Source organism: Klebsiella sp. D5A, from assembly GCF_001620885.1.
In the GTDB taxonomy this organism is placed as follows: Bacteria; Pseudomonadota; Gammaproteobacteria; order Enterobacterales; family Enterobacteriaceae; genus Klebsiella; species Klebsiella variicola.
Genome location: NZ_LOAR01000012.1, coordinates 100663 through 119345, shown reverse-complemented (window position 1 = coordinate 119345; position 18683 = coordinate 100663). Strand labels below are relative to the sequence as shown.

Genomic DNA, 18683 nt, shown 5'->3' with positions numbered 1-18683 from the left:
ATGTTGACCGGGCTCTATATCACGCTGCGTTTTGGGCACTTTATCACCCTGATGTTGGCTTTTGGCTGCGTGCTGTATGGCGCCTGGTGGGCGCCGGTACCGCTGAGGCGCGTGCTGATGCACCGCTTTTATCCGCTATTGCGCCCCCTGATGTTGATTGGCGCGCTCTCAACCGTGGCGCTGTATCTGCTGCAGGGGGGGATAATGGGCGAGGGCTGGGCGGATGTCTGGCAGCCCGCCGTTTGGCAGGCGGTAGCGGGTACCCGCTTCGGCGGGGTGTGGATCTGGCAGATCCTGCTGGCGTTGACTGCTCTCGCCGTGGTGTGGATCCGTCCCCATCACGGCGCCAGGCAACTGATGGCCCTGCTGGCGGCCCAGCTGCTGCTTTCCGCCGGGGTTGGGCATGCTGCTATGCACGATGGCTTACTCGGCGCCCTGCAGCGGACTAATCATGCCGTCCACCTCTTCTGCGTCGCCAGCTGGTTCGGCGGCCTGTTGCCCTTCATCTACTGCCTGCGTTTGGCGCAGGGGCGCTGGCGTCAGGCTGCGGTCTATACCATGGCGCGCTTTTCGCGTTATGGACATCTGGCGGTGGCCGGCACCCTTGCCAGCGGCGTGGTCAATGCGCTGTTGATCCAGGGGGCGGTGATCGGCACCTCGCCCTGGGGGCGCATGCTGTTGATCAAATGTGCGCTGGTCGCCGGGATGGTGGTAATTGCCTTAGTGAACAGGTATGTTCTGGTACCGCGCATGTCGGCAAGCGGTTCGCGGGCGGAAAGCCTGATCCTGCGAACCACGCAGGCTGAGATAGGGCTGGGCGCGCTGGCGCTGCTGGCCGTCAGTCTGTTTGCCACCTGGGAACCTTATTGAATTAACTGGCAAAATCATGAAAAAAATTGTTCTGACCATGTTGTTACTGGCAAGCTCCGGGGCTGCTCTGGCGGCGCCGCAAATTATCACCGTGAGCCGCTTTGAAGTGGGGAAGGAGAGCTGGGCGTTCAACCGTGAAGAGGTGATGTTGACCTGCCGTCCGGGTAACGCGCTTTACGCCATCAACCCGAGTACGCTGGTCCAGTATCCGCTCAATGACGTCGCGGAACAGCAGGTTAAAGCCGGCAAGACGACCGCGCAGCCGATCTCGGTGATCCAGATCGACGATCCGCAGCATCCGGGACAAAAAATGAGTCTTGCGCCATTTATCGAGCGAGCGCAGAAGCTCTGCTAGCGTTCCGCGTTATCTTACTGTAATAGCATAAAAAAAACCGCCCTTGCCGGATAACGGCAGTGGCGGTTTTTTACTGGCTGACAGCCGTTTCCCAGGAATTATACGACCACATTGGCCACGGACTGGAAAAGCTGACGCGTTAAACTATTCTTATAGTGCAAGGCGACTTAGCCTGCATTAATGCCAACTTTTAGCGCACGGCTCTCTCCCAAGAGCCATTTCCCTGGACCGAATACAGGAATCGTATTCGGTCTCTTTTTATCGGTAACTTTCTGCTTTCGCAATAGCCAGCGACATCATGTCAGTCAAACCCCAGGCTGGCCTCTGGATGTCCCGTTATAGCACACCGTTTTTAGCATACACAATCCATTTACACACAAATCGCATCCTGAGGAAGGGTTGCGTCGGGAAGGAGAGATCTGAAGCTGGGGTGGAAAGAGAAAAGAAAAAACCTGCACCTAACCAGGCCCGGCGTGCAGGTTAACTGGCGGGCCAACATCGGAAGCCTGCTAGTATACACATTTGTATGACAAATAAAATAAGCAAAGTCTAATAGGTTTGGCAATTCATGCGATTAGCTATCAATGAACGACCGTATCGCTAAAAATAATAAGCGAATGCGCCGCTATTTACAGCGGCTAAAATTATTCAGGGACGCTAAAGGTGGGATATATTTTACTTTCGAGATAGCAGAGCAAAAGCCAAATTTCATCGCTAAAAATAAACCATACGCAGCCCAGCAGAATGACCGCAAGAAGAATCAGCAGGAAAATTTCGGTTTTACTCATCATGCCAACCACTATCCAATGGCGCCAGGGGCCATGATAGTAGCGAAATAACGACCGAATAAGCAAACGCCGCGTGTCAGCGCGGCGCTATCCGCAGCGACATTTACGCACCATGGCGCGGTTGCGTCAGGATGTCCACCTGCTCAGCCAGTTGATCCAGCAGCTGGAACCGACGCCGGTATTCGGCCCGTTTTTTGCTGGCGATACTCTCCAGTGATTTTCGTTCCAGACGCTGCGGCAGCCGCCAGCGCCATGCGCTTTCCGGCTTACCATCGATGGACTGCCAGAACTCGTCGTAGCTGGCGTGGAAATGGCGGCCCTTGCTCAGACGATAGCGCAGGGCACGGAACACATGGCCGTTATCGCTGACGCCATAAATCGACTCGATAGCGCTGCGAGCGGCCAGCAGCCAAATGAACTCCAGCAGCAGGCGCTTCGGGAACAGGCCGAAGCAGGCGCGAGTGGCCTGCTTAATCACCTCATGGGAAACGTGGCGCCGTGGCCCCTGCAGGCCGCCGATGACAAGTTGCCAGGCTTCACCGTCCCAGGTCACGCTAAAGGTTGCGCTGGCCAACAGGGTGTGATCGCCGTCGCGTAGCCATAATGTGGTTTCGCCCTCGCGCTCAGCCTTCCCGGCTGAGGAGGCGGAGAGAGTGAACGGGCTGTCGTCTTTTCCGTTCAGCGTCAGCAGCGGGACCTCGCTCACCGCGGTCATGGCATGCGCCAGCAGCGACCCTTGCAGGGTATCGATGTAGCGATAATGACTTATCACCGCCATCGCCCGCTGCCAGGCGTTAAGATCGCGCGTCAGGTACTGACGGTGCACTTTTCCCGGCAAGGTCGCCTGCGCGGTCAGAAGCTGATTAAAATCGTCACGGGCGCTAAGCGACTCAAGCATTGCTTTGGTGGGGCTATAAAATAACGCCGTACGCAGCAGAAATTTAAGGCGAAAATTTTTCTGCCGCCAGATAGGTGCAGGTATTAGTCTGCCCATCACCAGATCGGCAATAAGATGCGAGCGCGGCGCAAGCACGCTGGTTGAATGCAGGCTATTGTCTGTCACGATAAACACCTCGTTGTTATTTCCTCCTATTTTAAAGCGAGCTTCTGATAAGCTTAATCCTCTGGCCGACTATATTTCCCGTTTGTTTAAAATCGATTGAGGTGTAAATAAAAATCACCGGGGATTCGGCGCAATTACCTATAATTACAGCAGAGAGGTAATTATATGTATCAACGTATTAATGGTAGCGACTGGCGTAATATCTGGCTGATGGGCGATCTGCATGGTTGCTTTGCGCTACTGATGGACCGCCTGCGTCAGCTGCGCTTTGATCCCTGGGCCGATCTGCTCATTTCCGTGGGCGATCTGATCGATCGCGGACCGCAGAGCGCTGACTGCCTCGGCCTGCTGCGCTGCCGCTGGTTCAGGGCCGTTCGGGGGAATCATGAACAGATGGCGCTGGAGGCGCTGGAGAGCGGGGATATGGCACTCTGGCAGATGAATGGCGGCGACTGGTATGGCCGGGGCACCGCGCAGCAGCGGGCCGAAGCCGACCGGCTGTTAGCGCGTTGTCAGCGGCTACCGTTGATTATTGAAGTTGGGTGTGCAGATGCCCGGCATGTGATCGCCCATGCCGATTATCCGGCGCCAGTCTATCGCTGGCAGCAGCCGGTGGATCCCCAGCGGGTGTTATGGAGCCGTCATCGCCTGAGCGAACATCTGGCGGGACGTCATGGCGCCATCGCCGGAGCAGACCATTTCTGGTTTGGCCATACGCCGCTTCGCACGCCTTATGAACGCGATAATCAACACTATATTGATACGGGCGCCGTGTTTGGCGGAACGCTGACGCTGGTGGCGCTACAATCGGCAGGTTAAAAATCGCTGTATTCGCTGGCGGGTTGCCAGAAGCCATCAATAAAATCTTCTATCGGATAGCAGCCGCCGTGGCGGATCCGCTGATCCTCCATCGCCACTAAGCACTGCGTTTCCTCGCGGTAGACGTCAACCACAATGTCCTCGCAGCCGCCATCCAGATAGCAAATAAACAACACCAAGGCAAACATCCTGGCCTCATGCTCGGGTTCACATACTCTTTAGTGTAGGGGATGACGGCGGGACGGGGAAATAAATAACCCGTCTCAGGCGACGGGTTCATTTGAGTCAGGCAAGGCGCATGACCCAGGCATCAGACTGGCGGTCGTAATGTTTACGGTAGAGCACGGAATGTTCGCCATTGAGAATAGCGGGCACGCTGGTATCGGCATCCCAGGCGTCAAGCTGCATACATAAATCTGGATCGGATTTGCAGGGAATACTTAACGTTCGCTCTCCCTGATGTTCACCGTGCAGTTCGGCATCGTCTATCTCAAACGCGCCGATGCGGACATTGGTTTTACTCATCGCTTCACCCCATTTTTCAGCTGAGTTGTGGTACGACCAGTTGAGGCCGTCATTTTTCAGCGTAGTCAATGGGGTGAAAACCGCCAGTCAAAAAGTGCGCATTTTTTGCGCGGCGTCACACCTTGCCGGCAAAAAGTTTCCCATCGCGCACCAGTTCGCGCGGGTAGCTATTCTTCAGACGGGAGCCGACGCGCTTGGCCAGACCCAGCGGGACACCCTGGAAGGTCACGATGGCCTCATCCTGCTGCGGCGCGGTCTGCGGATAGACGTCGCGTCCGCGATACCATTCCTCCGCTTCCTCCTGGGTCAGCTCGAAGGCGCGCTGCGGCGCGGCAAAGGCGATAACCGCCTCATGCTGCCAGCGGTACCCCTTATTGTGCACCTCTGCCAGGCGTACGCCGATGCGTGAAAAACGCACCTGACCAAACAGGGGCTCCATAGCCTGCGGGAACAGCCACAGCTCTTTATCCCGCTGCCACAGCGTATGGCCTGCGTCCCACGCCAGGCCAACAGCGTTGGCGGCGGCAGTTACCGCGGCGGCCTCCCGGCTCTTCAGCGGCGTAAACGGGAATTTGCCGACCTTATAGCCTGGCGCCGGGAGCGGATCGATCGCCGCGGTCTTGCGCAGGCGAGCGACAAAGAAGCCTTCGCAATCGTAGATCTGCGGGAACACGTGCAAAAATCCTTCTGCGGTTAAGGCATCGGCCGCCCCGGAAAACAGATCTCCCAGCGGCAGGATCTCCACCGCCTGCGGATAACGGGACAGCAGCCACTGAACAACCGACTGGTTTTCCTCGCGATTCAGGGTACAGGTCGAATACACCAACGTCCCGCCAGGACGCAGGGCATGGAAGGCGCTGTCGATAAGTTCGCGCTGGGTGGCGGCAATGTCGAGGTTGCTCTCCGGCGACCAGTTTTTCAGTGCGTCAGCATCTTTACGCACCACGCCTTCGCCCGAACAGGGGGCATCAAGCAGGATGGCATCGAAAGCTTCGGGTAGCGCCGCGCCGAAAACCCGGCCGTCGAAGTGAGTCAGGGCGACGTTACTGATGCCGCAGCGGCTAATGTTGGCATGCAGCACCTTCACCCGGCTGGCGGAGAACTCATTGGCCAGAATGCCGCCCGCGTTACCCATTCGGGCGGCAATCTGGGTGGTCTTCGACCCCGGCGCGGCGGCAACATCCATCACCCGTTCAGGCTGCGGGTTATCGGCGAACAGAGCGGCGACCGGCAGCATCGAGCTTGCCTCCTGAATATAGAACAGCCCGCTGAGATGTTCGGCGGTGCTGCCCAGCGGCAGGGCATCGTCGCCGTCCCGCTCGATCCAGAATCCCTCTTCACACCAGGGGACCGGCGTCAGCTGCCAGCCATACGGGGCGACCAGAGACAGAAAATCGGCCACACTGATTTTCAGCGTGTTGACGCGAATACTGCGGCGTAGCGGGCGCTGGCAGGCGGCGATAAAGTCGTCGAAAGAGAGATGCGCGGGCATTGCCGCACGCATTTGAGCGAGAAACGCTTCAGGGAAATAGACAGTATTTTCAGCCACAGGCAGCGCACCACAGAAAAAAAGGGTGCGCAGTTTAGCACAAACGCCCCGGTGCAGGACACCGGGGCGTGCGGTGAGTCATCTTCCCGCCCCCGGCGTTGGCCGGTGCGGGAGAAGGCGTTGTGAGGGTTACTGCGGCAGGGCGGTGCCCCATTCCCGCCACTCTTTCGGCTCGCTCTCCTGCAGCAGGAAGTGCTTGCCATCCTGGGCCTTCGGCGCCAGCGGTGTCCCCGGTGGCGTGGCAAAGGCGATCCCGCCGCGGATAAACTGGTTGAAGGTCCCGGTTTTCACCACGCCGCCAATCAGGCCGAAGTCGAGGCTGTAACCTGAGGCCAGCCAGAACACCGAGTTATTGCGTACCAGATACTGGTAGCGCTTGCTGATACGCAGTTTCACCATCACCCGATCGGACATTGACCCCAGCGACAGGCCAGTGACCGTCCCCACCTCAAGGCCGCGGAACAGGACCGGCGTACCGATGCCAAGCGACCCCGCCTCCGGCGCTTCCACCACGATGTTCAGGCCGTCGATATAACGTGAGTCGCTGATCGTCGTATCCTGGATCTCAAAGTCGCGGCGCGCCGGCCCGCGTCCCGGCTCAACGTTAATATAGGACTGGAACAGGGTGTCGAGATGCTCGACGCCCGCGGCGGAGATTTGCGGGGTGATCACCGAGAAGCGGGTCCCGGCCCGGGCGAAGGTACCGACGTATTCCGGGTAGAGCACCGCTTTCGCCTGCACTTCGTTTTTGGCGGTGATCAGCTCCAGGGACTGGATCTGACCGATATCGATGCCGAGATAACGAATCGGCATCCCGGCCGCCATCTTCCCGGCGTCAAACGCGTGCAGGGTTATCTGGCCGCCCACGGCGCGCGCCGCCGTTTCCGAAGCGTAAAGGATACGTTTGTTATTCAGCCGCGCGTTGGCGCTGCTGCCATTGAGGTTATCGAAACTGATCGCCCCTTTAATGGCGCGCGCCAGCGGCGAGGCCTGAACGGTGAGTCCGTTGCCGTCAAGTTTGACCTTCGCCCCCCCTTCGGCCCAGAAGACGCTGTTGTTGGTCAGCAGGTAGCGGTACTCCGGCTTGATATGCAAATCGATATCGAAAGCGTCTTTGCGCGGTTTGACGGCGATGATCTCGCCGACGGCGAATTTACGATACAGCACCACCGAGCCGGCCTGAACGTCAGGCAGGGTCTCGGCTGAGAGGCTTAAGGTCGTGGTCGGCACTTCGCTCAGGCTGTTTTCCTGGGCCTTTTCGAGGTTGGCGTACAGCGGGTAGCTGCTCTGCATTTCGCCTTTTTCTCCCGGAATGACCCGGATCCCGCCATTAACCCATTCGCTGGCGCTGGCCCCCAGCACCTGCACGCCATCGAGTCCCACTTTGACATCCAGACGGCTGTTAACCACAAACTTACTGTCACCGCGAATGAGATCGCGGTATTCGGGGGCAATCGCGACCTGGAAGGTCACCCCTTTGGCCGTCAGTTTGCGCTCCAGCACCTGGCCGACTTTTACTCCGTGCAGCACCAGCGGTTGGCCGCCGTCAATCCCGTAGCTTTCCGGCGCCGAGAGCGTGACGGTGGCGACGTTGGGCTCCTCCAGCAGCGCTTTATCTGCTGGCATGACGGAGAAGTGGTTGCGCGGCTCGCCTTCACCGGGTACCAGTTCAAAGGTATTGCCGGTGAGCAGGGCGCTGACGCTGGGGTTATCGAGGGAAATCTTCGGCTTCTTCATCTGAATCAGCGTCTTCTCACGCAGCAGCGTCACCACGCTCGGGTCGACGGTCATCTCGCCGGTCACTTTGCCGCCGGGGTTAAGATTCAGCTTACTTAACTGACCCACTTCCAGCCCCTGATACATCAGCGGCGTCGAGCCTGCTTTCAGCCCATCGCCGTCGGGCAGGTCGAGGGTGACCAGCACACCGCGCTGGCTATGCGCCAGATCTTCGTACAGATGATAGTCATCGTTTTGCGCCGCAACCTGCGAATCGGCAGGTGAATCGAAGGCGATAGCGCCGTTCACCAGCGCAGAAAGGTTCTCCAGCTGCACTTTTGCCCCACTCAGGCCGACGTCGGCTTTGATCCCGGAGACGTTCCAGAATCGGCTGCCTTTTTTCACCAGGTTGGTAAACCGGCGCTCGATCAGGACATCGATGGTGACCCCCTGATTATTGGCATTCAGGGTGAAATCATACACGCGCCCGACCGGGATCTTGCGGAAATAGACCAGCGAGCCGCTGTTCAGGGAGCCAAGGTCCGGCGCCTGCAGGTGGATCATCAGCTCGCCGTTGTTGATGCGGTATTTCGGCTGAGTGTCGAGGGCCACGAAGTGATCTTCGGGCTCACCCTTGCCAGGCATCATGCCAATGTAGTTCCCGCCCACCAGCGCATCCAGCCCGGAGACCCCCGCCAGAGAGGCTTTTGGGGTGACCAGCCAGAACTGGGTCTCTTTGCGCAGCGCATCTTTCATATCGCGTTTGATGCTGGCGGAAACTTCAATCTTACTCAGATCTTTACTGAGGCTAATATCCTGGACGGTGCCGACCTCGACCCCCTGATAACGGATAGGCGTCCGCCCCGGCACAATGCCGTTAGCGGACTGGAAATCGATGGTAATCGTCGATCCGCGGTCGTCAAAGCTGGTCCAGATGAGCCAGGCGGCAATCAGCAGCGCGATGACCGGCAACAGCCAGAATGGCGAAATACGGCGTTTAGTTTTTATTCTGGCTTCAGTCTGCGAAGCGGGCGATTCCTGACTCATGTGCGTCCCAAAGTAAGCGGCTGTCCAGCCATTCAACTGCAAGAATAGTTAAAATTACCGCACCGCCGAAGTAAACCGCCGCCGGCCCCATGGTGAAAGCGAGGAGCTGATCGCGATTGATTAGCGACATGGTGAGTGAAATAACAAACAGATCCAACATCGACCAGCGGCCAATCCAGGTTATCAGCCGCAGCAGCAGGATGCGGGTGCGCAAGCCTTGCTCGCACTTGAATTGTATGCTGACCAATAGGGTAAATAACACTATAACTTTGGTGAATGGCACCAAAATACTGGCGATAAATACCACTCCGGCGATGGCGATATTGCTGCTGGCAAGGGAGATGATCCCGGAAAGGATCGTATCGTCCTGGCGCGCACCGTTAACAAAGATGATCGAGATCGGCAGCAGGTTGGCTGGTAAGAGAAATATCAGCGAGGCAATCAGCGCCGCCCAGCTGCGCTGCAGGCTCTGTGGCCGGCGATGATGCAGCGGGGAGTGGCAGCGTCGGCAGCGGCCACGCGCGTCGCGGTAGCCGGTGTAGTGGCAGCCGGTGCACACCTGTAAATTGTTATCGGCGCGGGTCGCTGGCCGTTCAGGATAGAAACGCTCCCACAGCTCTTCGACGTTCATGTGAATAAGCGTCAGGATGCTCAGTAGCGTCAGCGAGATAAACGCCACCAGGCCGATGCCGGGCTGCAGAAAGGCGTAATCCTGCACCTTGATGGAGGCGACGCCAATACCCACCAGATAGATATCCAGCATCACCCACTCTTTGAGCTTGCCGAGCATCAGCAGCACCGGGCGCAGGTTCATCCCCAGCACGTTGCCCAGCCAGAGATAGCTAATCGAGACCACCAGCAGCACCGGGGCGACCACCGCGCAAAACAGCACCATGGCGGCGGTAAGCGGGTCACCCTGCGCGGTCATCTGCCAGATCCCTTGCAGGACGTTGGCGTCGATGCGCACGCCCAGCAGGTGCAGGCGCAGCAGAGGCTCCGACCAGGCAAAAGGCATGAGCAGCAGCATCGCAACGGCCATGCTGCCCAAACGCGTCAGCGACCAGTCGCGCCCATCGCGCACCTTGGCGTTGCAGCGTGGGCACCAGGCGCTTTGGTTGCGTTTAAGCACCGGTAAGCGAAAGAGCATGTCACACTGCGTACAGCGCTGATAATGCGCATAGGGAAGCGGTGTGCTGACGGCATGCACGACCAACTTCTTCGCAGGTTTAATCGTTGGTGTTTTTATCGGCATTTATTACGTACAGGAATGAATGTATCCCACTATCTTAACCTATGAATGAATTCATCTTGAGCCTAAGCGCATTTAATGCTTATTTTAGTAGGCTGTACGTATCAGGCAGTAAGACAACCAAGTGAAGATATAATGAGCAAAACAGAATTTTACGCGGATCTGAACCGCGATTTCCAGGCATTAATGGCAGGTGAAACCAGTTTTCTGGCGATGATCGCCAATACCAGCGCGCTGCTGTTCGAGCGGCTGAGCGAGGTCAACTGGGCCGGTTTCTATCTTCTGGAAGGCGATACCCTGGTACTGGGGCCGTTCCAGGGCAAACTGGCCTGTGTGCGCATTCCGGTTGGCCGCGGCGTCTGCGGCGCCGCGGTGGCGCAAGCCCAGGTCCAGCGCGTAGAGGACGTGCATGCGTTTGATGGTCACATTGCCTGCGATGCGGCCAGTAATTCAGAAATTGTCTTTCCCCTGCGCGTGAACGACCAGATTATCGGCGTGCTGGATATCGACAGCACGGCGTACGGCCGCTTCACAGCTGAAGATGAGCAGGGGTTGCGCACGCTGGTCGAGCAACTGGAAAAACTTATCGCGGCCACTGATTATCAAAAAATCTTTACCCGTGTCGTGGGATAATCAACGGATAACGTAGCATTTAGCGAGGACGTCATTATAATGTCGCCTGTTCATGCCTGCGGCTTGTTGGCTACGTCCGTTGTAATCAGGAAATTTCATGGAAAATCAACCTAAGTTGAATAGCAGTAAAGAAGTTATCGCCTTTCTGGCCGAACGTTTCCCGCAGTGCTTTAGCGCTGAAGGCGAAGCGCGCCCCCTGAAAATTGGTATTTTTCAGGATCTCGTTGAGCGAGTGGGTGGTGAGATGAATCTCAGCAAAACCCAGCTTCGCGCTGCATTACGTCTCTACACGTCCAGCTGGCGTTATCTGTACGGCGTGAAAGCCGGCGCTATCCGCGTTGACCTGGACGGCAACCCGTGCGGCGAACTGGAAGAACAGCACATTGTCCATGCGCGCCAGCAGCTGGAAGAAGCGAAAGCTCGCGTTCAGACGCAGCGCGCTGCCCAGCAGGCGAAAAAACGCGAAGCCGCCGCCGCCGCAGGTCAGCAGGATGAAGGGGGTCGCCGCGAGCGTAAACCGCGTCCTCAGCAGCCGCGTCGTAAAGAAGGCGCTGAACAGCGTAAACCGCGTCCTGTTGCGGCCAAAGCCCCGCGTGAAGAGCGTCATACTCCGGTTTCGGATGTTTCCGTTCTGACCGTCGGCCAGGCGCTGAAGGTAAAAGCAGGCAATAACGCAATGGACGCCACCGTTCTGGAAATCACCAAAGATGGCGTTCGTGTACAGCTGACTTCTGGTATGTCAATGATTGTACGCGCAGAACACCTGGTGTTCTGAAACGGAGGCCGGGCCAGGCATGAACACATTTTTTAAAATCACCGCGCTTGCGGGCCTGCTGGCAATAGCAGGCCATGCTTTCGCTGTTGATGAAATAACCCGTGCAGATCAAATACCCGTGCTGAAAGAAGAGCCGCAGCACGCGACGGTGAGCGAGCGCGTGACGTCGCGCTTTACCCGTTCTCACTACCGTCAGTTTGATCTCGACAACGCCTTCTCGGCAAAGATTTTTGACCGTTATCTGAACCTGCTGGACTACAGCCACAATGTGCTGCTGGCCAGCGATGTGGCGAAGTTCGCGGCCAAAAAAGACCAAATCGGCGACGAACTGCGCACCGGGAAACTGGACGTCTTCTACGACCTCTACAACCTGGCGCAGCAGCGTCGCTTTGAGCGCTATCAGTATGCGCTGAAGGTGCTGGAACGTCCGATGGACTTTACCGGCAACGATAATTTTAACCTTGATCGCTCCAAAGCGCCGTGGCCAAAAGATGAGGCCGAGCTGAACACGCTGTGGGACGCCAAGGTGAAGTTTGATCAGTTAAGCCTGAAGCTGGCGGGTAAAGACGATAAAGAGATCCGCGACACCTTAACGCGTCGCTATAAGTTCGCGATCCGTCGTCTGGCGCAAACCAACAGCGAAGATGTCTTCTCGCTGGCGATGACCGCCTTCGCTCGCGAAATCGACCCGCACACCAACTACCTGTCTCCACGTAATACCGAGCAGTTCAACACGGAGATGAGCCTCTCTCTTGAGGGGATCGGCGCTGTCCTGCAAATGGATGATGACTACACCGTCATCAATTCGCTGGTGGCGGGCGGTCCGGCCGCGAAGAGCAAAGCGATCAGCGTCGGCGACCGTATCGTTGGCGTTGGCCAGACCGGGAAGCCGATGGTTGATGTCATCGGCTGGCGTCTGGATGACGTGGTCGCGCTGATTAAAGGACCGAAGGGCAGCAAAGTGCGCCTTGAGATCCTGCCGGCAGGCAAAGGGGCCAAGACGCGTATCGTGACCCTGACCCGCGAGCGGATCCGTCTGGAAGACCGTGCGGTGAAGATGTCGGTGAAAACCGTTGGTAAAGAAAAAGTCGGCGTGCTGGATATTCCGGGCTTTTACGTTGGTCTCACCGATGATGTGAAGGTGCAACTGCAGAAGCTGGAAAAACAGAACGTCAGCAGCATCGTCATTGATCTGCGCAGCAACGGCGGCGGGGCGCTGACCGAGGCGGTATCGCTCTCGGGTCTGTTTATTCCGTCCGGCCCGGTAGTGCAGGTACGTGATAACAATGGCAAGGTCCGCGAAGACAGCGACAACGATGGCGTGGTCTATTACAAAGGGCCGCTGGTGGTGCTGGTTGACCGCTTTAGCGCCTCGGCGTCTGAAATCTTCGCCGCGGCGATGCAGGATTATGGCCGTGCGCTGATCGTTGGCGAGCCGACCTTCGGTAAAGGGACGGTACAGCAGTATCGCTCGTTGAATCGTATCTACGATCAGATGCTGCGTCCGGACTGGCCGGCGTTAGGTTCCGTCCAGTACACCATCCAGAAGTTCTACCGTATTAACGGCGGCAGTACGCAGCGTAAAGGCGTGACGCCGGATATCATGATGCCAACCGGTAATGAAGATCGTGAGACCGGCGAGCAGTATGAAGACAACGCACTGCCGTGGGATAGCATCAACGCAGCCACCTACGTGAAGTCCGGGAATCTGACCCCGTTTGGACCGGAACTGCTCAAGCGCCATGATGAGCGTATCGCGCAGGATCCAGAGTTCCAGTACATCATGAAGGATATTGCCCGTTATAACGCGATGAAGGACAAGCGTAACATCGTCTCTCTGAACTACGCCCAGCGTGAGAAAGAGAACGAAGAGGATGATGCGATTCGTCTGGCGCGGATTAACGATCGCCTGAAACGCGAAGGCAAACCGCTGCTGAAAAAACTGGATGACCTGCCGAAGGATTACCAGGAGCCGGATCCGTATCTTGATGAAACGGTCCATATCGCGGTAGACCTGGCGCATCTTGAAAAAGCGCGCCCGGCGGTGGAACCGCCAGCCAGTAAATAAATAACAAACGGGCACCTCAGAGGGTGCCCGTTTTATTTTGTGCTTTTGTCATCACCTTTCAGCTCAACTAACAAAATGTCAACCTGTCCGGCCGCTGTCAGCAAGATGCTACAAAATGTAAAGTTGTGTTTTTATCGTGACTTAGCGGGGGTTGATGGTTGAAAATTGCAGCCTGACCCATACGATGTGGGTAATCGCATAGTGCGTTTTGTTAAATTGAGGTAAAAAGAAAATTATGATGCGAATCGCGCTTTTCCTGCTGACGAACCTGGCAGTAATGGTCGTGTTCGGGCTGGTGTTAAGCCTCACGGGGATCCAATCCAGCAGCATGACCGGTCTGTTGATTATGGCCCTGCTGTTCGGCTTCGGTGGTTCTATCGTTTCGCTGATGATGTCGAAATGGATGGCCCTGAAGTCTGTGGGTGGGGAAGTGATCGAGCAGCCGCGCAACGAAACGGAACGCTGGCTGATGCACACCGTCGCCCAACAGGCGCAGCAGGCGGGCATTGCCATGCCGCAGGTGGCTATCTATCACGCGCCTGATATCAACGCTTTTGCTACCGGCGCGCGTCGCGACGCCTCGCTGGTCGCCGTCAGCACCGGGCTGCTACAAAACATGAGCCGTGATGAAGCGGAAGCGGTCATTGCCCATGAAATCAGCCACATCGCTAATGGCGATATGGTGACCATGACGCTGATTCAGGGGGTGGTGAACACCTTCGTTATCTTTATCTCGCGCGTGATTGCCCAGATTGCGGCCGGTTTCCTCGGCGGCAACCGGGAAGATGAAGGGGAGAGCAGCAATGGTAACCCGCTGATCTACTTCGCTGTCGCCACGGTGCTGGAACTGGTGTTCGGTATTCTGGCCAGCATTATTACCATGTGGTTCTCTCGTCATCGCGAGTTCCACGCTGACGCCGGCTCGGCGCGACTGGTGGGCCGCGAGAAGATGATTGCTGCCCTGCAGCGTCTGAAAACCAGCTATGAGCCACAGGAAGCCAGCAGCATGATGGCGTTCTGCATCAATGGTAAAGCGAAATCCATGAGCGAGCTGTTTATGACTCACCCGCCGCTGGATAAACGTATTGAAGCCCTGCGTAGCGGTGAGTATCTGAAGTAATCCGTCGGTTCGACGCTAAAAATAAAAATCCGCAGCCCGAAAGCTGCGGATTTTTTTTGCCGCCGTTTATCAGGCCGCGCGCGGCTGGGTGACGCGCAGACCGCTAATCAGTGCGGCAACGGTCGCCAGAATGCCGGCCAGCAGCAGGGCGGTATGGGTGCCGCTGTTGCCGAGCAGGTTGAACAGCAGGGCGACCAGCGCCGCGCCAGTGCTCTGACCGAGCAGGCGAGCGGTACCCAGCATCCCGCTGGCGCCACCGCTACGATGGCTCGGAGCCGAGGCGACAATAGTGTGGTTATTCGGCGACTGAAACAGCCCGAAACCGGCGCCGCACAGCGCCATACGCCAGATAATATCCAGATCGGAAGGCGACTCGGGCAGCAGCGCCAGGCCGAACAGGCCGCAGGCCATAACCAGCAGCCCAATGGCCCCCAGCAGTCCCGCATGGCATTTCTCAATCAAATAACCGGCCAGCGGCGCCATCACCATGGTCGCCAGCGGCCACGGCGTCAGCAGCAGGCCGGTCTCCACTTCGCTGCGCCCCATCATCGTCTGCAGGAAGAAGGGCAGGGAGACCATCGCCAGCATCTGCGCACAGAAGGAGCAGATGGAGGTGCAGATAGAGAGTGAGAAGAGCGGGATGCGCAGCAGGTCGACCGGCAGCAGGGGGACGGGCATGCTGAGCTGGCGGCGAACGAAGAAAAAGCCCACCACCAGCATGGCGGCCACTTCCGCCAGCACCAGCTGAACAGACTGTCCCTGGGCGAACCCGCTGAGCGCAGTGATCAGCAGCCCGAAGGTGAGGGCGTTCATGATGGCGCTCGGCAGATCGAAGCGGATGATTTTGCTGCGCGCGCTGTTGGGTGGCAGAAAGCGCATGGCCAGAACAAAAGCGACGATCCCGAGGGGAACGTTAATTAAAAACAGCCATTGCCATGAGGCAAGGGAGAGGATCGCCGCGGCGATCGTCGGGCCTGCTGCCGAAGAGACGGCGACGACAAAGGAGTTGATGCCCATGCCGCGGCCGAGAAAGCGCTGCGGATAAATCAGGCGGATCAACGCGGTGTTCACGCTCATCAGCGCGGCGCCGCCCAGCCCCTGGGCGACGCGGGCGAAGGTCAGCATGTCGAGACTGCGCGACAGGGCGCAGGCCAGCGAGGTAAAGATAAACACCACCAGGCCTATCTTATAGATGCGGCGATAGCCGACCATATCGCCGAGGAAAGAGAGCGGTAGCAGGGCGATGACAATGGCGATTTGGTAGGCGTTAACGATCCAGATTGAGGCCGCCGGCGAGGCGTTAAGATCGCTGGCGATGGTCGGGAGCGCGACGTTGGCGATAGCCCCGTCGAGCACGGCCATGGTCAGCCCCAGCACGATGGTCAGAATGGCGCCATAGCGTTGCGGCAGCGGCACGCCATCGGAAGAATTTTTATCCATGGTGAATATAAGTCTTAAATGCAACGGTTTTTTGAATGATGAGTTTAGCATTGATTATTCCGCAGTATGTCGCAGATTTGTAACGAAGTGGCAGAAGAATGATTGCGGCGCAGTGGCGGCGAATTTATAATAAAAACCGGTTCTAAATTTTATAAAACAGTTACGGCGAGGTGATAAATGGCAGGTGCAGATTTGGATAAACAGCCAGATTCTGTCTCTTCGGTATTGAAGGTTTTTGGCATCTTACAGGCGCTGGGTGAAGAGCGTGAAATTGGCATTACCGAACTGTCCCAGCGCGTCATGATGTCGAAAAGCACCGTTTATCGCTTTTTACAGACCATGAAATCACTGGGCTATGTGGCGCAGGAAGGCGAGTCAGAGAAATACTCCCTCACGCTCAAGCTGTTCGAGCTGGGCGCTCGTGCGCTGCAGAACGTCGACCTGGTACGCAGCGCCGATATTCAGATGCGCGAACTCTCCCGGCTGACGAAAGAGACTATTCACCTCGGGGCGCTGGATGAAGACAGCATCGTCTACATCCACAAGATTGACTCGATGTACAATCTGCGGATGTACTCGCGTATCGGCCGTCGCAATCCGCTGTACAGTACCGCGATTGGTAAGGTACTGCTGGCGTGGCGCGATCGCAGCGAAGTGGAGCAGATCCTCGAGGGCGTGGAGTATAAACGCAGCACCGAGCGGACCATCACCAGCACGGAAGCGCTGCTGAAGGTGCTGGATGGCGTACGCGAGCAGGGATATGGCGAAGATAACGAAGAGCAGGAAGAGGGACTACGCTGCATCGGGGTACCGGTGTTCGATCGTTTCGGCGTGGTTATCGCCGGACTGAGCATCTCTTTCCCGACGCTACGTTTCTCAGAAGAACGTTTGCATGAGTATGTGGCGATGCTGCATCAGGCGGCGCGCAAGATTTCTGAGCAAATGGGATACAACAACTACCCGTTCTGACGCGGTAGCTGAAACATCCGGCGAGCGCGGTGCTATTGTCGCGCTCGCCGGAGTGATTTTAACCGTTATCAACCACGGTTGCGCTTTTACGCAGAACCGGACAGTTGCTGACGCCGATCACACCGCTGTTGGAATGCACATAAAGTGCGGTACTGACCCCGCGGGCGGTGAGATATTGACACTTAAGGCCCAGACCACCGACGTTTTCTTCACTGTGGAATAATACGCCATAGCCGCTTAATAATACGCCAATCCATAAGATAGCCACGACGACAATAGTACGAATGATTAATCGCATTGATGCCTCATTATTTGTATGATCCTTGCCGTGATTTTGACACGAACACGTTTTGAAACAAGTCGATGATTCCTAAACTTGCCGTTCGTATTACAGTTAGCCGCGGTTTAAGAAGGCCGTGTTATCCTGGTGAGATAAAGTACTAATGCGGAGAGTGGAGTGAAAAAATTACGGTGGGTTTTACTGATAGTCATCATAGCAGGCTGCCTGTTGCTGTGGACTCAGATGCTTAACGTAATGTGCGACCAGGATGTTCAGTTTTTCAGCGGCATTTGCACTATCAATAAATTCATCCCGTGGTAAGACATTTTTCTGACGACTGATTTCCTTCTGCGGTGTGGGTGGTAGAATGAACGCCTTCTCTTTGAGGTGGTGAAATGAGTGAGTTACTAAATCCTGGGATCTTAAATCTGGCTTCGCTGGCTGTATCCGTCGCGTTGCTGCTTGTCGGTCTGTTGTTATGGTTCTTCGTCAACCGCGCCAGTTCGCGGGCGAACGAGCAGATAGAACTGCTGCAAGCGCTGCTGGATCAGCAAAAGCGGCAGAATGCGCTGTTACGTCGCCTTTGCGAAGCTAATGCGCCGGAAAAAGAGGACGTGGCCGAGCCGACCGTCGCAGGCAAGGCGAAAGGAGAGGATGAGTTTATCCGCCTGGTGGCAGAGCGCTAAGTACCTCCACAGGTGTGCATCATAAGATGCGCACCTGCATGATAGCTGGCAGTAATAGCTTATTCTTATTCCATTATTCCTTTCCCCGCGCATTATTCCCTTTTTTACACGCTGTAAATAAAGTCATTCCCGCCGCGTTTATTGCCCTGGAATGTGACACTGTCATCATTTTTTCATTATTAAGGTGCAGAATTAGCTCTATTTTTAGCGTGACGACTAACAGGTTTTATTATCACTACACTGGTACGGCTTTAGCGATTTTTCGTCTGCTGTTATGAGTAATTATGCGCATTAATATTCATCGCCTTCAGCGAAGCGCCGTCAGCATGGCGGTTCGTATACGTACATACCTGGACGAAGCGAAGTTGTTGAGCTATGGTAAAAAAGTTGCAGTAATGAGGCAGCAACCAGGTGATATTAGCGAATGCTATAACGCCTTGCCAGGAGCGGCAAAGACGCATAAATGTGCAGGCGATCAAATGATTACCTTATAATTTGTGCGAACGATCGTGACACGTTTAAAAATGGCTTGCCATTATTTACGTAGTATGTGATAACACGTTTCGGGTTAAACGAGGTACAGTTCTGTTTATGTGTGGCATTTTCAGTAAAGAAGTCCTGAGTAAACACGTTGTCGTTGAATACCGCTTCTCTGCCGAACCTTAAATTAGTGCCTCATGCAGTTATGTGTCAGTTTTATCTATGTAAACGCCAGCAGGCGAAGAAAACAG

The 18683-nt window shown here is 56.3% G+C and carries 19 protein-coding genes and 2 pseudogenes; 12 read left to right on the top strand and 9 right to left on the bottom strand.

Annotation, left to right across the window (positions count from 1 at the left end; genetic code table 11):
• The gene (gene copD, locus AS136_RS18135) at positions 1-870 is read left to right on the top strand and encodes a copper homeostasis membrane protein CopD (protein WP_023322895.1); all 870 of its coding nucleotides are present in this window, start codon (positions 1-3) and stop codon (positions 868-870) included.
• Between the two features lie 16 nt (positions 871-886).
• A complete protein-coding gene (locus AS136_RS18130) occupies positions 887-1225 on the top strand; it encodes a YebY family protein (protein ID WP_008804271.1) in 339 nt (112 codons plus the stop codon).
• Positions 1226-1869: 644 nt separating this feature from the next.
• Here the strand turns inward: AS136_RS18130 and AS136_RS28245 are convergent.
• Positions 1870-2013 (bottom strand): Ecr family regulatory small membrane protein, encoded by a 144-nt coding sequence (locus AS136_RS28245; RefSeq protein WP_048268691.1) that lies wholly within the window; start codon positions 2011-2013, stop codon positions 1870-1872.
• 103 nt (positions 2014-2116) lie between these two features.
• The gene (locus AS136_RS18120; protein WP_162493241.1) at positions 2117-3085 is read right to left on the bottom strand and encodes a VirK/YbjX family protein; all 969 of its coding nucleotides are present in this window, start codon (positions 3083-3085) and stop codon (positions 2117-2119) included.
• A 156-nt stretch (positions 3086-3241) separates the two neighbouring features.
• On the opposite strand from AS136_RS18120, the gene pphA reads away from it, so the two are divergent.
• The gene (gene pphA / locus AS136_RS18115) at positions 3242-3895 is read left to right on the top strand and encodes a protein-serine/threonine phosphatase (protein ID WP_022066249.1); all 654 of its coding nucleotides are present in this window, start codon (positions 3242-3244) and stop codon (positions 3893-3895) included.
• Here pphA and AS136_RS18110 read toward each other — a convergent pair.
• From AS136_RS18110 to yebS, 5 genes are all read right to left on the bottom strand, one after another.
• Positions 3892-4083 carry a YdfD/YebW family protein gene (locus tag AS136_RS18110; RefSeq protein WP_002911395.1) on the bottom strand — a complete coding sequence of 64 codons (192 nt, stop codon included), beginning with the start codon at positions 4081-4083 and terminating at the stop codon, positions 3892-3894. The genes pphA and AS136_RS18110 overlap by 4 nt on opposite strands.
• Before the next feature lie 97 nt (positions 4084-4180).
• Positions 4181-4420 carry a YebV family protein gene (locus AS136_RS18105; RefSeq protein ID WP_002911393.1) on the bottom strand — a complete coding sequence of 80 codons (240 nt, stop codon included), beginning with the start codon at positions 4418-4420 and terminating at the stop codon, positions 4181-4183.
• 115 nt (positions 4421-4535) lie between these two features.
• Positions 4536-5969: a 16S rRNA (cytosine(1407)-C(5))-methyltransferase RsmF gene (gene rsmF / locus AS136_RS18100; RefSeq protein WP_012541265.1), complete on the bottom strand. Its 1434-nt coding sequence runs from the start codon at positions 5967-5969 to the stop codon at positions 4536-4538.
• Between the two features lie 129 nt (positions 5970-6098).
• On the bottom strand, positions 6099-8732 hold the full coding sequence (locus tag AS136_RS18095) for a PqiB family protein (RefSeq protein ID WP_023322893.1): 2634 nt from the start codon (positions 8730-8732) through the stop codon (positions 6099-6101).
• Positions 8701-9984: a membrane integrity lipid transport subunit YebS gene (yebS, locus tag AS136_RS18090; RefSeq protein WP_023322892.1), complete on the bottom strand. Its 1284-nt coding sequence runs from the start codon at positions 9982-9984 to the stop codon at positions 8701-8703. The genes AS136_RS18095 and yebS overlap by 32 nt, the downstream gene beginning before the upstream one ends.
• A 132-nt stretch (positions 9985-10116) precedes the next feature.
• Here yebS and AS136_RS18085 point away from each other — a divergent pair.
• From AS136_RS18085 to htpX, 4 genes and pseudogenes are all read left to right on the top strand, one after another.
• Positions 10117-10630: pseudogene (locus AS136_RS18085) on the top strand (GAF domain-containing protein).
• Between the two features lie 81 nt (positions 10631-10711).
• On the top strand, positions 10712-11389 hold the full coding sequence (gene proQ, locus AS136_RS18080) for an RNA chaperone ProQ (RefSeq protein WP_023322891.1): 678 nt from the start codon (positions 10712-10714) through the stop codon (positions 11387-11389).
• 19 nt (positions 11390-11408) lie between these two features.
• Positions 11409-13457 (top strand): carboxy terminal-processing peptidase, encoded by a 2049-nt coding sequence (gene prc / locus AS136_RS18075; RefSeq protein ID WP_023322890.1) that lies wholly within the window; start codon positions 11409-11411, stop codon positions 13455-13457.
• A gap of 235 nt (positions 13458-13692) precedes the next feature.
• Positions 13693-14577, top strand: coding sequence for a protease HtpX (gene htpX, locus AS136_RS18070; protein ID WP_008804280.1), 885 nt, complete (start codon positions 13693-13695; stop codon positions 14575-14577).
• A gap of 69 nt (positions 14578-14646) precedes the next feature.
• Here the strand turns inward: htpX and AS136_RS18065 are convergent, their stop codons facing one another.
• Positions 14647-16017: an MFS transporter gene (locus tag AS136_RS18065; RefSeq protein WP_032731027.1), complete on the bottom strand. Its 1371-nt coding sequence runs from the start codon at positions 16015-16017 to the stop codon at positions 14647-14649.
• Between the two features lie 177 nt (positions 16018-16194).
• Here AS136_RS18065 and kdgR point away from each other — a divergent pair, with 177 nt between their 5' ends.
• Complete coding sequence (gene kdgR, locus AS136_RS18060) at positions 16195-16986, top strand: DNA-binding transcriptional regulator KdgR (RefSeq protein ID WP_023322888.1); 792 nt, start codon at positions 16195-16197, stop codon at positions 16984-16986.
• A 58-nt stretch (positions 16987-17044) separates the two neighbouring features.
• Here the strand turns inward: kdgR and AS136_RS18055 are convergent, their stop codons facing one another.
• Positions 17045-17284, bottom strand: coding sequence for a YobH family protein (locus AS136_RS18055; protein ID WP_023322887.1), 240 nt, complete (start codon positions 17282-17284; stop codon positions 17045-17047).
• A gap of 159 nt (positions 17285-17443) precedes the next feature.
• Here AS136_RS18055 and mgrB point away from each other — a divergent pair, with 159 nt between their 5' ends.
• The 4 genes and pseudogenes from mgrB to AS136_RS27075 all read left to right on the top strand — a co-directional run.
• Positions 17444-17587 (top strand): PhoP/PhoQ regulatory lipoprotein MgrB, encoded by a 144-nt coding sequence (gene mgrB, locus AS136_RS18050; protein WP_002911375.1) that lies wholly within the window; start codon positions 17444-17446, stop codon positions 17585-17587.
• A gap of 74 nt (positions 17588-17661) precedes the next feature.
• Complete coding sequence (locus AS136_RS18045; protein WP_002911374.1) at positions 17662-17952, top strand: YebO family protein; 291 nt, start codon at positions 17662-17664, stop codon at positions 17950-17952.
• A gap of 284 nt (positions 17953-18236) precedes the next feature.
• Positions 18237-18446: a hypothetical protein gene (locus AS136_RS28495; RefSeq protein ID WP_153242727.1), complete on the top strand. Its 210-nt coding sequence runs from the start codon at positions 18237-18239 to the stop codon at positions 18444-18446.
• A gap of 97 nt (positions 18447-18543) precedes the next feature.
• A pseudogene (locus tag AS136_RS27075) lies at positions 18544-18615 on the top strand (DUF2627 domain-containing protein); the annotation flags it as partial.
• Positions 18616-18683: the final 68 nt, after the last annotated feature.

Bases quoted from the DNA above. Each gene is read 5' to 3' on its own strand.
- AS136_RS18105 (WP_002911393.1), bottom strand. From the start codon at position 4,420: ATGAGTAAAACCAATGTCCGCATCGGCGCGTTTGAGATAGACGATGCC.
- copD (WP_023322895.1), top strand. From the start codon at position 1: ATGTTGACCGGGCTCTATATCACGCTGCGTTTTGGGCACTTTATCACC.
- AS136_RS18055 (WP_023322887.1), bottom strand. From the start codon at position 17,284: ATGCGATTAATCATTCGTACTATTGTCGTCGTGGCTATCTTATGGATT.
- AS136_RS28245 (WP_048268691.1), bottom strand. From the start codon at position 2,013: ATGAGTAAAACCGAAATTTTCCTGCTGATTCTTCTTGCGGTCATTCTG.
- AS136_RS18110 (WP_002911395.1), bottom strand. From the start codon at position 4,083: ATGTTTGCCTTGGTGTTGTTTATTTGCTATCTGGATGGCGGCTGCGAG.
- AS136_RS18065 (WP_032731027.1), bottom strand. From the start codon at position 16,017: ATGGATAAAAATTCTTCCGATGGCGTGCCGCTGCCGCAACGCTATGGC.
- prc (WP_023322890.1), top strand. From the start codon at position 11,409: ATGAACACATTTTTTAAAATCACCGCGCTTGCGGGCCTGCTGGCAATA.
- AS136_RS28495 (WP_153242727.1), top strand. From the start codon at position 18,237: ATGCGCATTAATATTCATCGCCTTCAGCGAAGCGCCGTCAGCATGGCG.
- kdgR (WP_023322888.1), top strand. From the start codon at position 16,195: ATGGCAGGTGCAGATTTGGATAAACAGCCAGATTCTGTCTCTTCGGTA.
- AS136_RS18045 (WP_002911374.1), top strand. From the start codon at position 17,662: ATGAGTGAGTTACTAAATCCTGGGATCTTAAATCTGGCTTCGCTGGCT.
- yebS (WP_023322892.1), bottom strand. From the start codon at position 9,984: ATGCCGATAAAAACACCAACGATTAAACCTGCGAAGAAGTTGGTCGTG.
- proQ (WP_023322891.1), top strand. From the start codon at position 10,712: ATGGAAAATCAACCTAAGTTGAATAGCAGTAAAGAAGTTATCGCCTTT.
- htpX (WP_008804280.1), top strand. From the start codon at position 13,693: ATGATGCGAATCGCGCTTTTCCTGCTGACGAACCTGGCAGTAATGGTC.
- pphA (WP_022066249.1), top strand. From the start codon at position 3,242: ATGTATCAACGTATTAATGGTAGCGACTGGCGTAATATCTGGCTGATG.
- AS136_RS18095 (WP_023322893.1), bottom strand. From the start codon at position 8,732: ATGAGTCAGGAATCGCCCGCTTCGCAGACTGAAGCCAGAATAAAAACT.
- AS136_RS18130 (WP_008804271.1), top strand. From the start codon at position 887: ATGAAAAAAATTGTTCTGACCATGTTGTTACTGGCAAGCTCCGGGGCT.